The sequence below is a fragment of the Pedobacter punctiformis genome (assembly GCF_027213715.1).
Classification (GTDB): domain Bacteria; phylum Bacteroidota; class Bacteroidia; order Sphingobacteriales; family Sphingobacteriaceae; genus Pedobacter; species Pedobacter punctiformis.
This window is the reverse complement of the sequence record NZ_JAPWGM010000001.1, coordinates 1,142,722-1,157,101: the sequence shown is the minus strand read 5'-3', so window position 1 is coordinate 1,157,101 and position 14,380 is coordinate 1,142,722. Positions and strand designations below refer to the sequence as shown.

Genomic DNA, 14,380 nt, shown 5'->3' with positions numbered 1-14,380 from the left:
GAAAAATAAGTATGAATAAATTATTGAAAATAAGAGACTTGATTTTTGCTTCTGTTGTAATCCTTTTGTTCATCAGCTCTTGCCAAAATAACGATTACAGCCCTAAGCCAAGAGCTTATTTTCGGATAGCATATCCCGAGAAGAAATATCAATTATTTAATTCTACGGCACCTTATACTTTCGATTATCCGGTGTATGCCACAATGGAAAACGACATTAGTAAAAACACTGAAAAATATTGGTATAATTTACATTTCAAACAATTTAATGGCTTTTTGCACCTGACTTATTATGATGTAGCCAATAAACCAGCCTATGATGAGATGGTGGAAGACGCACGAAAACTGGCCTTTAAACACACCATTAAAGCCAGGGCAATAGACCAAAAAATAATTAATTATCCCGAGCATAAAGTTTACGGAGTTTATTACGCCATTGAAGGGAATACTGCTTCATCAGTGCAGTTTTTTCTTACCGATAGTGCCAAACATTATTTTAGAGGAGCCTTATACTTTAATGAACGCCCACAATACGATTCCATTGAGCCCGTTGTTAAATTTATTAAAAAGGATATTGATAAAATGATTTCTACATTTAAGTGGAAAGATTAGAGCTTTTATTTAGCAAATATGATTAGTATAAAAATATTCAGTTTCAATGCCTATAGTGAAAATACGTATGTTTTATATGATGAGACAAAAGAATGTGTCATTATTGATCCCGGTATGTATGATGGATCAGAGCAAAATGAACTGGTTAATTTCATAAAATCAAAAGAACTAAAACCTGTTTTACTATTAAATACACATTGCCATTTGGATCATGTATTTGGTAATAAATTTGTTTTCGATAGCTGGGGGTTAAAACCTCAGTTCCATATTGGAGAGTTGCCAATTTTGCAGGCCGTACCTGGCTACGCACCTCAAATGGGCTTTACCCATTATGAACTTTCTCCTGAGCCTGAAATTTTCTTACCGGAAACGGGCACCATTAGCTTTGGCAACAGTACGCTTGAACTTATTTTTGCTCCCGGGCACTCGCCTGCGCACTTGTGTTTTTATAGCGAGGAAGACCATTTCTTAATCGGTGGCGATGTGCTGTTTTATGGAAGTATAGGACGTACCGACTTACCGGGTGGAAATCATCAGCAGCTTATTAAAAATATTAAGGAAAAGCTATTTTTACTGCCTGATGATTGCAAGGTTTATCCCGGTCATGGACCTGCCACAACCATTGGATTCGAAAAAGAACAAAATCCTTTTCTGCAATAAAGACAAAGATTACAATCTAACCTGATAAGCGCTGGAGTTGAACTGTTATGTTACCCTTTAGCTCTTTCATTTTAACTATCTTTACCCCGTGAATACGCCATTTTATATAGCCAAAAGGTATTTGTTTGCAAAGAAATCAACCAATGCAATCAACCTGATATCGGGTATATCAATGGTTGGTGTACTGGTTGGCAGTGCGGCATTAATTATAATCCTTTCTGTATTTAATGGTTTTGAAACCGTGGTGTTGAATATGTTTAATACCATTACCCCTCAAATTGCCATTACGCCAGCAAAGGGTAAAACATTTAACCCAAACACCGCTTATTTTACCCAGCTCAAAAATCATAAGGATGTTTATTCGTTTACTGAGGTTTTACAGGAAAATGCCTTGCTAAAATACAACAATAAACAAGCGGTTGGTATGGTTAAAGGGGTTAGTTTCGATTACCTGAAGAATAATAAACTGGACAGTACCATCAAGGAAGGACGTTTTGTGTTACATAATCAAAGCGGTTATAATGCAGTAATAGGATCTGCTTTGCAAAGTTATTTGGCGGTTAATACGGTAGATCCTTTCACAGAACTGGAAATATATTCTCCAAAAAAGAACATATCGGTTAGCAATATTAATCCTGCAGATGATTTTATTATAAAAAGTATCCGGGTGAGTGGTGTTTTTGAAGTACAGCAGGAATTTGATAATGGTATAATTGTTCCCCTCGAATTTGCCAGAGAGCTTTTGGGGGAGGAAAAAGACGTTTCTTCTATAGAAATCAACCTTCAGCCCGGTACAGATGTAGACCATTTTCAGGAAGAAGTGGTTTCGAAAGTTGGAAAAACCTTTGAAGTCAGAAATAGGGCACAACAAAACAGGTCGCTTTACCACATCCTGAACACCGAAAAATGGGCCGTTTATATCATCCTGACTTTTATATTAATTATTGCTATATTTAATATCATAGGGTCTTTAACCATGCTGGTCATCGATAAATTAAAAGATATTGCCATTTTGAGCAGTTTGGGCGCTGAAAAAAAATTAATAAAACGAATATTTTTGTTTGAAGGGATGATGATAACCATGTCGGGTTGTATTTTGGGGTTAATCATCGGCTTATTGTTCTGTCTTTTTCAACAGCGTACCGGCCTTATAAAAATGGGTGAAGAAAATACATTGATAAGTGCCTATCCCATAGCACTAAAATGGAAAGATTTCGTTTTAGTATTTATTACTGTGGGTATTTTTTCATTTTTGGCATCTGCTTTGTCATCTAGTTTAAGCGTAAAGAAGATAGGCCAAATTAATCAAACTATTTAAACATGAAATTATTTAAACAAGCAACCGTATTTGTTATGCTCCTTGGTGTGGCTGTTACCGCTTGTAATAGAACAGAGAAATCAGTTGAAGGAAAAAGTAATATTAAAACCGTAAAAGGCCTTTATACTTTTGGGCCCGAAATGAAATCTTTTACACTGTGCGAAGATGGACGTGAATACTGGGTAGCGGATAGTGTTAAAAACTTAGAACTTTCTTATAGCAATCTGAATTTTGAAAAGCCATACGAGCCTGTTTACGTAGAGTTGCAAGGTTATTTTGCGAAATCAGATACAGCGACTGTTTCCAGCGATTTCGATTCTACCTTAGTAGTAACCAAGGTAATTAAGATGACTAAAGATATTCCTGATGGGCCTTGTTCTCAGTAATAATTAGAAAAAAGAATCAGCATAAAAAAGGTCCCGGTTAAAACCGGGACCTTTTTACTTTACTATCACCTTGTTTACCAATAAACGGTATAAAGGGCGATGATCAAACCAATGACTAATAGTGCTCCAACAGCAAAACCAGTTGTGGTTTTGAACATCTTTGCATCTATTTCAAGGCCTTTATTCTCAGTACCGCGTTTATTTTCAATCATACTAATGATATACATTCCAATTACACAGAATAAAAATACAAAACCCATTCGGTCAATAAATGGAATTTCATAAATTCCGGCTGCGCTTTTTACAGAGAAGCCTACATGCGATAGAAAAGAGAGGTCAGTCCATCCCGGTAAAAATTTAAGGAGAAGAGATAATCCAAATCCTCCGATTGTAGCAAAAAGAGCTGCATTTGAAGTTGTTTTTTTCCAGAAGAAGCCCAATATAAACATGGCAAAAATACCCGGCGATACAAAGCCTGTATATTCCTGGATATATTGGAAACCACCTTTTTTATCAATACCCAAATGTGGTGCAATAATTACGCCCAGAATCATTGCAGCAACAATGGCAATTTTTCCTGTAATTACCAGGTTCTTTTCTGTAGCTTCAGGTTTAAGTACCTTTTTATAAATATCAAGCGTAAAAATAGTCGCTATACTATTGGCTTTACCCGCAAGTGATGCCACTACAGCGGCAGTTAAAGCAGCAAAAGAAAGTCCTTTTAAACCGGCTGGCAATAAGTTTAACAAAACAGGGTAAGCACGATCAGGGTTAACGCTGCCATCTTGTAGCATTTCACTTTGGAATGCACCGTCTTTGTATAAAACATAAGCGGCAATACCCGGAAGTACCACGATAATTGGCATCAGTAATTTTAAAAATGCAGCGAATAAAATACCGCTTCTTGCCGTTTTTAAATCTGCACCCAAAGCACGCTGAGTAATGTATTGATTACATCCCCAATAGTTCAGGTTCACAATCCACATACCGCCCACAAGCACACTTAAACCTGGTAAATCAATGTAATTTTCGTTGTCAGGTTTTAAAATCATGTGAAAATGCTCAGAAGCCTTACTGGTCATTAAACTATAGCCTTCTAAAATTCCTTTGGTTCCATAATGATCAGACACCAGATTTAAGGCCAGATAGGTAGTTGCAAGACCCCCAAGAATAAGAAAGAATACCTGAATAACATCGGTATAACCAATAACTTTCATCCCGCCAAGCGTGATGATAATTGCAAAAATTGCAATTGCATACATACAAAAATCGAGGTTAAAACCCGAAATACTGCTTACGGCTAATGCGCCAAGATATAAGATTGAGGTTAAGTTAACGACCACATAAAGTAAAAGCCAAAAAACAGCCATAATCATTGCTACCGTACCGTTATACCGCTGATGCAAAAACTGCGGCATCGTTGAAATCTTATTTTTAAGGTACACCGGAATAAAAAACACCGCAACAACAATTAAAGTTGCTGCAGCCATCCACTCGTAGGTAGCAATGGCAAGCCCCATTTTAAAGCCAGAACCACTCATTCCGATAAATTGCTCGGCAGAAATGTTGGAAGCAATTAACGATGCGCCAATAGCCCACCAGGTTAGCGATCCCTCGGCAAGAAAATAGTCTTTGGAGCCCGTTGATTCAGATTTTTTCTTTTTGTAGATGTACAGGCCATAGGCTGCCACAATAACGAAGTAGATTAAAAATACAATGTAATCCTTCGTATCAAGGAGGTTATTTTTCATTAATTATTTAGAGGTTATTTGGTTTCGAATTCTAAATGTAATAAAATCGTAAAATAATATTCGTTTTTAACATAAATTTTATGCTCAAAAACGAATATTAAATGCTTTTATCTGCTATTTGGGGATTTAAATTAGATATATCTGTTTATAATGTTCTCCAGATATTCCTGTTTACCGCTTCTTACTTCGGGTTCACCATTTTCTGCTGCATAATTTCTAAGATCTTCCAAACTTAATTTACCCTGCTCAAAATCGGCTCCTTTTCCACTATCAAAAGAAGAATAACGATCTGATCTGATTTTTTTATAATCCGATTTCTGAAGAATGGCATCTGCGGTAATTAAAGCACGTGCAAAAATGTCCATGCCCCCAATATGTGCGTAAAACAAGTCCTTTGGATCAGTAGAATTACGACGGATTTTAGCATCAAAATTTACGCCCCCACCTTGCAAACCACCACCTTCTAAAATAATTAACATGGCCTCTGTAAGTTCATTAATGTCGTTTGGAAACTGATCTGTATCCCAGCCATTTTGGTAATCGCCGCGGTTTGCATCAATAGAGCCTAATAAACCACTATCTACCGCAACCTGTAATTCATGCTGAAAAGTATGACCAGCTAACGTAGCATGATTAACTTCCAGGTTTAATTTAAAATCTGCAAGCAAATCGTATTGCTGAAGAAAACCTTTAACTGTTGCTGCATCATAATCATATTGGTGTTTAGATGGTTCGCATGGTTTCGGTTCGATAAAAAATGTGCCTTTAAAACCTTGCTTTCTGGCATAATCTTTTGCCGTATGTAAAAATTGAGCCAAATGCTCCTGCTCACGTTTCATGTTGGTGTTTAACAAACTCATGTAGCCTTCTCTGCCACCCCAAAAAACATAATTTTCTCCACCCAGTGCAATTGTTGCATCCAATGCAGCCTTAACCTGTGCGGCGCCATGTGCCAGTACATGAAAGTCAGGATTGGTTGATGCCCCATTCATATATCTTTTATGGCTGAACAGATTTGCAGTACCCCAAAGAAGTTTTACTCCACTAGCTGCCTGCTTTTGTTTTGCATATTCAACAAGTGCCTGCAATCTGCGTTCATTCTCCGCAATATTATCGCCATAATCCACTACATCAACATCATGAAAACAATAATATGGCAATTGCATTTTAGTGATAAATTCGAAAGCAGCATCCATTTTATCTTTTGCTCTTTCTACTGCATCTTTCTTTTCATCCCAGGGAAAAACATGCGTAGCACCGCCAAAAGGATCGCTGCCATTGCCATTAAATGAGTGCCAGTAAGCACAGGCAAATTTAAAATGCTCGTTCATGGTTTTTCCTGCAACTACTTTATTTGCATCATACCATCTAAATGCTAAAGGATTATCACTTTGTAAGCCTTCAAATTGAATTTGGTCAATATCTTTAAAAAAGGTTTTTGCGCCAGTTACTACTTTTGTCATAGTTATAATTTTTGTGATTCTATTTATTTAAGGTTTTGTTTAAAATTTGTTTCCAGTCCTGATAAACCTTTTCGTAGACTTCTGCATTTTTAGGTTCCAAGTATTTTTGAATTTCGTGATCAGCAAAAGCATCCTCCGGACTATTAAAAATCTTTGCCCCAATCCCTGCGCCCAGGGCGGCCCCCACACTTCCATCATTTTCATACAATTCCAGCGGAATACCTGTTACATCAACAAAAGTTTGCGCAAACAGGTCGCTTAAAAAAAGATTGGCTCTTCCCGCACGGATTACTTTTGGTTTCATGCCGTTTTCACGCATAATATCCAATCCATAATGAAAAGCAAAAGCAATGCCTTCCTGTACTGCTCTAAAAATATCAGCTTGTTTATGTGTGTTTAAATCTATCCCTATAAATTGTGCTCCGGTATATTGATTATTCAACATGCGTTCCGCACCATTTCCGAAAGGCAAAACCATAAGTCCTTTACTACCGATTGGCGATGTTGAAGCAAGCTGATTAAGTTCTGCATAAGAAGTTTTAGCGGCAAACTGATCCCTTGCCCAGCGATACATACTTCCGGTACCATTAATGCAAAGCAAAACACCTGTATGTTTTTTTTCTTTAGCGTAGGTTACATGTGCAAAAGTATTTACCCTCGACTGCGGATCGTAAGTCAGCTCATCACTCACTCCGTAAATTACACCAGATGTACCTGCAGTTGCCGCAACTTCGCCTGGTTTAAGTACATTTAAAGAGAGCGCATTATTAGGCTGATCTCCTGATTTATAAGAAACCGGAATACCTGCTGATAAGCCTAACAAACGGGCAATACCTTCTTTTAAATAACCATGTTCGGAGAAAAGTGGCTTAACTTCCGGAATAAAATTGCGATCTAAATCATAGTAATTCATAACCTCTGCTGAGATTTCGTCTTTTCCAAAATCCCAAAAAATACCTTCTGATAAAGCAGAGATGCTGGTTGTAATTTCTCCTGTTAATTTCATCGCAATGAAATCGCCTGGCAGCATAATTTTATGAATGCGATCGTAAATATGGGCTTCATTATTTTTTACCCAGGCCAGTTTGGATGCCGTAAAGTTACCGGGAGAATTAAGCAGGTTTTTTAAGCAATTTTGATGGCCAATGCCGTCAAAAGCCGCTGCGCCCGAATCTACTGCCCGGCTGTCGCACCAGATAATACTATCACGCAAAACATTTTGATCGCTGTCGACAACAACCAATCCATGCATTTGATAAGCAATACCAATGGCCTTAATGTCTTTGGGGTTAAACAGATTACAGGCATTTAATTTTAATATGGCCTGCTGTGTATTATGCCACCAATCAGCAGGCGATTGCTCGGCCCATCCGGGTTGAATGGATTTAATTTCAGTTTCTTCTTCAGGAAATTGAACTGAGGCCACACTTTTTCGTGTGCCCGCATCAACAACTGAAACTTTTATAGACGAGGTGCCTATATCAATACCTAATAAATACATGGGCATTATAAAATTTTATACTTGGTTATGCAAACGGTTGCATAAATATAGATGTTAATTTATTAATCACAAATTTTTTGTTAATTAATTGATTATATGTGCCTTTAAATTGCCTCAAATGAATAAACTAAAATCAGTAAAAAACTGAAAATTGCTTTTATCTATTAATTTATATTTTTGCCTTAATCTAATTATTTATCATTTATGGAAACAATAAAATGGGCCGACTTTGAAAAAGTAGAATTACGTGCCGGAACAATAGTAGAAGTTTTTGATTTCCCTGAAGCCAGAAAACCTGCTTACAAATTAAAAGTAGATTTCGGTGAATTTGGAATTAAAACCAGCAGTGCCCAAATTACCAAACACTATACTAAGGAAGAATTACCCGGAAAACAAATTATAGGCATAGTTAACTTCCCTAAGAAACAAATTGGCAAATTTATGTCTGAATTTTTAGTAACCGGATTTGCTGATGAAAATGGAGATATTATTTTAACAAGCCTCAGAGGAGAAGTTCCTAACGGAAGTAAAATGATTTAAGTTTTTTCTATTCTTATCTTTGCTTCATGAGTTTTTATAATTTCGAAAATAACAATCCGGACGAGGAGGATATTCATTACATGAAACTTGCGCTGGCCGAAGCTCAAAAGGCTTTTGCTGAAGATGAAATTCCTATTGGTGCAATTGTAGTGTGCAAAAACCGGATTGTAGGGCGGGGTTATAATTTAACGGAACGTTTTAATGATGTTACCGCACATGCAGAAATGCAGGCCTTTACGTCTGCAGCACAAACAGTAGGCGGCAAGTATTTAACAGACTGTACCCTTTATGTAACCATTGAACCATGCGTAATGTGCGCTGGAGCGAGTTACTGGACACAAATTAGCCGCATTGTTTACGGAGCCAGGGAAGAGAAACGTGGTTTCTTATCAAAAAACGCTGATCTTTTACATCCTAAAACGCAATTAAAAGGTGGTGTTTTAGCCGATGAATGTGCCACCTTGATGAAAGGTTTTTTCGCAAGAAAGCGTTAATGAGCTTAATACAATCCGAAGAACCACTTACCTGTATTAAATAAACGCGACAGAAACGGCAGCTCCCGATTTTTTCTATCGGGACTATAGTGAATGGCGGGACTGAAAAAACAAAGAATTGCTACCGGTCATTTCCAAAAACTACTGAATTTTTTAAAACCTTTGAGCAATTATCTTCCTTGTTAATGGATTGATTTTTATAAACGTAAACGCTTAACTTAAGCAATAAAACAGAATGATGATAATAACATGAACAAATCTTAACCTTTGAATGTTATATTTGCTACAAGAAATATTTATAAATCTTTAAACATAAAACATTATGGCTTTTGAATTACCTGCGTTACACTACGCAACCGATGCATTAGAACCGCATATTGATAAAACAACCATGGAAATCCACCATGATAAACATCATCAAGCTTACGTTACTAACTTAAATAAAGCTGTTGAAGGCAAACCTGAAGCAAGTTTAAGCATCGAGGAAATTGTAAAAAACATTTCAAAATACCCTGCAGCTGTTAGAAATAATGGTGGCGGTCATTATAACCACTCTTTATTCTGGAACGTTTTAGGTCCAAACAAAGGTGGCGAGCCAACCGGCGATTTAGCTAAAGCAATTAATGAAACTTTTGGTTCATTTGCTGATTTAAAAACTAAAATGCAGGAAGCTGGTGCAACCCGTTTCGGTTCAGGCTGGGCCTGGTTATCAGTTAGTGCGGATAAAAAACTTCAGGTTTCTTCTACACCAAATCAGGATAACCCTTTAATGGATGTTGCCGAAGTAAAAGGTACGCCAATTTTAGGCATTGATGTGTGGGAACATGCTTATTACTTAAAATATCAAAACAAACGTCCTGATTATTTAGCTGCAATCTGGAATGTAGTAAATTGGGATGCCGTTGCTGAACTTTACAAAAAAGCACTGTAATACAAATCATTATCGTTTAAAAAGCCTGCAAATTCAATTTTGCGGGCTTTCTTATTTTAAGATTAATTGATAACTTCGTGTTTTATTAAATTATTAAAGATGAAGAAGTTTATTTTTCTGTTATTTATCGTGGTTGGGATCTGCAGTAGCTTGAAGGCACAACAAAATAAAATGCCTACACCTTCGGAAATTGCACAAAAGAATGTTGATGATTTAGATAAAAGACTTAAACTCAATGGTACTCAAAAAAGTGTAATTTATAGCTTTACTTATAACCAGGCTAAAGAACAGGCCGATTTAATAAAAAGACAACAAGCTGGTAATTCCCGTGAGGAAGATGTAGATAAATTCTATAAGCTTCAAAACGAAACTTCAAAAAATATCCGCAACGTTTTAAGGCCAGAGCAACAGCCTGAATACGATAAAATTATCGAAGAACGTTTAAGTGGAAAATCAAACAAAAGCAAAAAGAAGAAAAAAGGTGAAGAGGAAGAAGTAGAAAGTGATATTAAAGGCTTGCTTTCGGGACCTAAACCAGAGAAACAAAACTAATATTGAATTCAGCTTTGATTTACTATGCCTGAGATACTTCTTGGAATTGTAGTTCTGGGTTTGTTATTATCCCCGCAAATTTTAGCCGGGTTTTTAGCTAAAAGAACGGGTCGAAATTTTTGGTTCTGGTTCTTTATTTCCTTTCTGATTCCAATCATTTCGCTAATCATTTTAATCTTTTTAGAAGATAAGAACCCTGAAAGTGAGGGCTATCAACTTGCCGATCATTTACAGGAAAGAAACTTAAAAGAAAGCACTGGTTCAGTTACAATACAACCAGAAGAAAATCACTAAATCCCAACTACATCTTTCTTTTTCCGTTGTTTCATTGCCTTAGGAATGATATCTAAAATCTCCTCTTTTAAAGCATTCAGCATTCTTTTTTTGATGAAGTTTTTATGGGTAACCAAACTAATTTCTCTTACAGGTTCGGGCGATTTAAAATAACGGATTTTTCCGGTTTGTTTGGCACTCAACTCTGCAATAGCCAATTCGGGTAATAGCGTAGCCCCACCGTTTAAATCAACCATTCGCACCAAAGTTTCTACACTACCCGTGTTATATTCCAGTCCTTGTAATCTGTTATTTTTTGTAGAGCGGCAAATATTTAAAACCTGATTCCGCATGCAATGACCTTCATTTAAAAGCCAGATATTTTCATCATTTAAATCATCCGCATCCACTGCTTTCTTTTTATATAGTTTGCTGCTTTTGCTAATGTAACTCACAAAATTTTCGTAATAAAGGGGCAGTTCGGTAATATTTGAATCCGTTAATGGCGTAGCCAAAATACCGCAATCCAGTACGCCGGTTTTTAAATGGTGAATAATATCTTCCGTTGTATATTCCCAGATTAATAATTTCAGATCCGGGTACTTTTCGAGCATTGCAGAAATAACTTCTGGCAATAAATAAGGGGCTACCGTTGGAATTACGCCTATCCTAAGTTCACCTAAAACATCCTGCTGCTGACTGCTGATTAACTCTTTGATCTTTCCGCTTTCCTGTAAAATGATTCTGGCCTGCGCTATAATTTGCGCACCAATTTCAGTAGGACTAACGGGTTGTTTACTTCTGTCAAATATTTTAACATTAATTAATTCTTCCAGTTTCTGAACCTGCATACTCAATGTTGGCTGGGTTACAAAACATTTATCCGCAGCAGTTACAAAACTTCTATAGGTATCTACCGCAACAATATATTCAAGCTGAACTAAAGTCATATAGTTAAAATTTATTGATTAAAACAAATATATCGATTTTAACTATGATATAAAAACTGAATAGAAATGTATAATAAAAAAGTGATAAAAAACAGAAAGATGAAATCTATTTTAGTACCTGCTTTCGAAATCCTGATAAGCTAAAGCAATACCTTCAGGAAGTTCTATTTTATGCTTCCAGCCTAGGTTATGCAGTTTGGTTACATCCATTAGTTTACGTGGTGTACCATCCGGTTTACTGGCATCAAACACCAGTTCGCCTTCAAATCCTAAAACATCTTTAATCAATAAGGCTAGATCTTTTATGGTTAAATCGTGACCTGTTCCAATATTAATCAGATGTGGTTCATTGTAATTTTGCATTAAAAAATAGCAGGCATCAGCTAAATCATCGGCAAATAAGAACTCTCTCATTGGCGAGCCCGAACCCCAAACCACAATTTGTTTTTCATTGTTAATTTTAGCTTCGTGCACTTTTCGAATCAGTGCAGGCAAAACATGTGAATTTTGTGGATGATAATTATCGTTGTATCCGTATAAATTGGTTGGCATTACCGAAATAAAATTACAGCCATATTGATCACGATAGGCATCGCACATTTTAATTCCTGCAATTTTAGCAATTGCATAAGGCTCGTTGGTTTCTTCTAAAGTACCCGTCAAAAGGTAATCTTCCTTCAGCGGCTGTGGTGCCATTTTGGGATAAATACAGCTCGAGCCTAAAAACATAAGCTTGGTTACCTTATTTATATAGGCGCTGTGAATAACATTGTTCTGAATGGCCAGGTTTTCATAAAGAAAATCAGCCCTGTAAGTATTGTTTGCAACAATGCCGCCAACCTTAGCTGCAGCTAAAAAAATGTAGTCAGGTTTTTCAGAAGCAAAAAAATCTGCTACAGCCTGTTGATTACGAAGATCAAGTTCTTCAGATGTTCTTGTTAATAAATTAGTGTACCCTTCTTGCTGTAGTTTACGATAAATTGCAGAACCTACCATTCCGCGGTGACCTGCAACGTATATTTTAGCTGATTTTTCCAAAACTCTTTTTTTTAATACCTGCAAAAATACAAAATAACCAGCAACGGAAGACTTTGATCGGCCTCAAATAAATTTTCGGGCCAGTGCTTTTTGTAATTAAGTAAGCAATTAATATTAAATTTGCGACTTAATATTTAATAGTGGGTAAAGATAAACTTAGACGTTTTGCTGAAATAGAAACATTTGCAAACGTATATCAATTAGATCAGGGAAAAGCACTAAAAGGCAACTGGGCAAAAGATCATTTCAAAAACAACAATCCGGTTGTGTTGGAACTGGCTTGTGGAAAAGGAGAATATTCAGTTAACCTGGCTACTTTGTTTCCTGAAAAAAATTTTATAGGCATTGATTATAAAGGAAACCGGATTTGGAGAGGTGCAAAAACTGCAATTGAAGAAGGAATTGACAATGTTGCTTTTTTAAGAATCCAGATCGAAAATTTACTGGATTATTTTGAGGCCGGAGAAATTGACGAAATCTGGATCACATTTCCTGATCCGCAGCCACAGGATAGCAGAGAGAAAAAGAGGTTAACTTTCCCTGCATTTTTAAATCGTTACAAAGTAATTTTAAACCCAGAAGGAAGAGTTAATTTAAAAACGGATAACGATGGCCTGTATGCTTACACTTGTGAAAAAGTTACTGAGTTAGGCTTACCAGTGCACAAAAATACAAATCATTTGTATAGCTCAGATTTGGTTGACAACGTTTTGGCTATAAAAACATATTACGAGAAAAAGTATCTGTTACACGATAAAAATATTAACTATATTCAATTCTCATTCGAATAATATTATGGATACCAACTTTTACGAACAGGTTTACGAGATCGTCAGATTAATACCAAAAGGAAGGGTTACTTCTTATGGAGCCATCGCTAAAAGCTTGGGTGCAGCAAAATCTTCGAGGATGGTTGGTCATGCGATGCTGTATTCTGGCTTATCGCACCCAAAGGTTCCGGCACACCGTGTGGTCAACAGTAGTGGCTTACTTACGGGCAAATTTCATTTTGAAGATCCAAATGCAATGCAGGAATTATTGGAAAAAGAAGGAATAGAAGTTAAAAATGATAAAGTGGTCAATTTTAAAAAGGTTTTTTGGGATCCACTTGAAGAAATAATATAAAGCACTGGTTGTTTTAGAAAAGAAAATTAGAAATATGGGAAAGCTTGTGGAAGAATTTAATGGCTATCGTGAAAAAATGAACGATAGAATAATGGAAACAGCCAATACAAACATTAAAAGGTTTTTTGCATTGGATACAACTTCATATGCGGATGGTGCACTAAATGTAAAAACCAAAGAGATGTTGGGTCTTGTAGCTTCTATGGTTTTACGTTGCGACGATTGTATTAAATATCATTTAGGTAAATGTTATGATGCAGGCGTGAATACAGATGAAATGAATGAGATTTTTATGATTGCCAATTTAGTTGGTGGCAGTATTGTTATTCCTCACTATAGAAGAGCCGTGGAGTATTGGGATGAGCTTTTAAACAGCCCTAAGTCAGCAGTCTAAAGTCTTTAGTCGATATTTTGAAAAAATGGGGAAATTCAGAGAACTGATAGCGTATAAAAAAGGGTTTTCTCTATTAATGAGAATTTATGATTGAACTAAGGTTTTCCCAAAAGAAGAGCAATATAGCTTGGTTGATCAAATCAGAAGATCTTCTCATTCTGTTTGTAGTAGTATTGGAGAAGCGTATAAAAAAAGAAGGTACCCTAGTCATTTTATAAGCAAATTAACCGATGCAGATATGGAAAATGGAGAAACACAAGTTTGGTTAGATGTTGCCTTAGCTTGTAATTACATCTCAAAAGAAGAATTTATCTCATTGGATAACCAGTGCGAAGAAATCAGCAAATTAATCAATTACATGATTAATAATTCCACTAAATTTTCATAGTTAAT

General features: G+C 36.3%; 17 protein-coding genes and 1 pseudogene. 13 read left to right on the top strand and 5 right to left on the bottom strand.

The annotated features are described in order from the left end of the window. Nucleotides 1-11: 11 nt before the first annotated feature. From gldD to O0955_RS05175, 4 genes are all read left to right on the top strand, one after another. Nucleotides 12-611: a gliding motility lipoprotein GldD gene (gene gldD, locus O0955_RS05190; protein ID WP_269426459.1), complete on the top strand. Its 600-nt coding sequence runs from the start codon at nt 12-14 to the stop codon at nt 609-611. Between the two features lie 18 nt (nt 612-629). Next, nucleotides 630-1,271, top strand: a complete 642-nt coding sequence (locus O0955_RS05185) for an MBL fold metallo-hydrolase (protein ID WP_269426458.1) — start codon at nt 630-632, stop codon at nt 1,269-1,271. A gap of 88 nt (nt 1,272-1,359) precedes the next feature. After that, nucleotides 1,360-2,589 carry an ABC transporter permease gene (locus O0955_RS05180; RefSeq protein ID WP_269426457.1) on the top strand — a complete coding sequence of 410 codons (1,230 nt, stop codon included), beginning with the start codon at nt 1,360-1,362 and terminating at the stop codon, nt 2,587-2,589. Between the two features lie 2 nt (nt 2,590-2,591). Continuing rightward, the gene (locus O0955_RS05175; RefSeq protein WP_269426456.1) at nt 2,592-2,975 is read left to right on the top strand and encodes a hypothetical protein; all 384 of its coding nucleotides are present in this window, start codon (nt 2,592-2,594) and stop codon (nt 2,973-2,975) included. A gap of 74 nt (nt 2,976-3,049) precedes the next feature. On the opposite strand, the gene O0955_RS05170 is transcribed toward O0955_RS05175, so the two are convergent. The 3 genes from O0955_RS05170 to O0955_RS05160 all read right to left on the bottom strand — a co-directional run bounded on the left by O0955_RS05170 (nt 3,050) and on the right by O0955_RS05160 (nt 7,690). Further along, nucleotides 3,050-4,726 carry a sodium/sugar symporter gene (locus tag O0955_RS05170; RefSeq protein ID WP_269426455.1) on the bottom strand — a complete coding sequence of 559 codons (1,677 nt, stop codon included), beginning with the start codon at nt 4,724-4,726 and terminating at the stop codon, nt 3,050-3,052. A 131-nt stretch (nt 4,727-4,857) separates the two neighbouring features. Continuing rightward, complete coding sequence (gene xylA, locus O0955_RS05165; RefSeq protein ID WP_269426454.1) at nt 4,858-6,189, bottom strand: xylose isomerase; 1,332 nt, start codon at nt 6,187-6,189, stop codon at nt 4,858-4,860. A gap of 19 nt (nt 6,190-6,208) precedes the next feature. Then, nucleotides 6,209-7,690, bottom strand: coding sequence for a xylulokinase (locus O0955_RS05160; RefSeq protein WP_269426603.1), 1,482 nt, complete (start codon nt 7,688-7,690; stop codon nt 6,209-6,211). 204 nt (nt 7,691-7,894) lie between these two features. Here O0955_RS05160 and O0955_RS05155 point away from each other — a divergent pair, with 204 nt between their 5' ends. The 5 genes from O0955_RS05155 to O0955_RS05135 all read left to right on the top strand — a co-directional run bounded on the left by O0955_RS05155 (nt 7,895) and on the right by O0955_RS05135 (nt 10,501). Next, entirely contained in the window at nt 7,895-8,230 is a 336-nt protein-coding gene (locus O0955_RS05155; RefSeq protein ID WP_269426453.1) for a tRNA-binding protein, read from the top strand. Nucleotides 8,231-8,256: 26 nt separating this feature from the next. Then, nucleotides 8,257-8,724 (top strand): nucleoside deaminase, encoded by a 468-nt coding sequence (locus O0955_RS05150; protein ID WP_269426452.1) that lies wholly within the window; start codon nt 8,257-8,259, stop codon nt 8,722-8,724. A 322-nt stretch (nt 8,725-9,046) separates the two neighbouring features. Further along, nucleotides 9,047-9,655: a superoxide dismutase gene (locus O0955_RS05145; protein ID WP_269426451.1), complete on the top strand. Its 609-nt coding sequence runs from the start codon at nt 9,047-9,049 to the stop codon at nt 9,653-9,655. 99 nt (nt 9,656-9,754) lie between these two features. Continuing rightward, entirely contained in the window at nt 9,755-10,207 is a 453-nt protein-coding gene (locus O0955_RS05140; protein ID WP_269426450.1) for a hypothetical protein, read from the top strand. Between the two features lie 24 nt (nt 10,208-10,231). Continuing rightward, entirely contained in the window at nt 10,232-10,501 is a 270-nt protein-coding gene (locus O0955_RS05135) for a hypothetical protein (RefSeq protein ID WP_269426449.1), read from the top strand. On the opposite strand, the gene O0955_RS05130 is transcribed toward O0955_RS05135, so the two are convergent. Continuing rightward, nucleotides 10,498-11,430: a hydrogen peroxide-inducible genes activator gene (locus O0955_RS05130; RefSeq protein WP_269426448.1), complete on the bottom strand. Its 933-nt coding sequence runs from the start codon at nt 11,428-11,430 to the stop codon at nt 10,498-10,500. The genes O0955_RS05135 and O0955_RS05130 overlap by 4 nt on opposite strands. A gap of 111 nt (nt 11,431-11,541) precedes the next feature. Next, entirely contained in the window at nt 11,542-12,468 is a 927-nt protein-coding gene (gene fcl / locus O0955_RS05125) for a GDP-L-fucose synthase (protein WP_269426447.1), read from the bottom strand. A 140-nt stretch (nt 12,469-12,608) separates the two neighbouring features. Here fcl and trmB point away from each other — a divergent pair, with 140 nt between their 5' ends. From trmB to O0955_RS05105, 4 genes and pseudogenes are all read left to right on the top strand, one after another. Further along, nucleotides 12,609-13,259, top strand: a complete 651-nt coding sequence (gene trmB / locus O0955_RS05120; RefSeq protein WP_269426446.1) for a tRNA (guanosine(46)-N7)-methyltransferase TrmB — start codon at nt 12,609-12,611, stop codon at nt 13,257-13,259. Between the two features lie 4 nt (nt 13,260-13,263). Further along, nucleotides 13,264-13,593 (top strand): MGMT family protein, encoded by a 330-nt coding sequence (locus O0955_RS05115; RefSeq protein WP_269426445.1) that lies wholly within the window; start codon nt 13,264-13,266, stop codon nt 13,591-13,593. A 34-nt stretch (nt 13,594-13,627) separates the two neighbouring features. Beyond that, the gene (locus O0955_RS05110) at nt 13,628-13,987 is read left to right on the top strand and encodes a carboxymuconolactone decarboxylase family protein (RefSeq protein ID WP_269426444.1); all 360 of its coding nucleotides are present in this window, start codon (nt 13,628-13,630) and stop codon (nt 13,985-13,987) included. Nucleotides 13,988-14,093: 106 nt separating this feature from the next. After that, nucleotides 14,094-14,375, top strand: a pseudogene (locus tag O0955_RS05105) (four helix bundle protein); the annotation flags it as partial. Between the last annotated feature and the right edge of the window lie 5 nt (nt 14,376-14,380).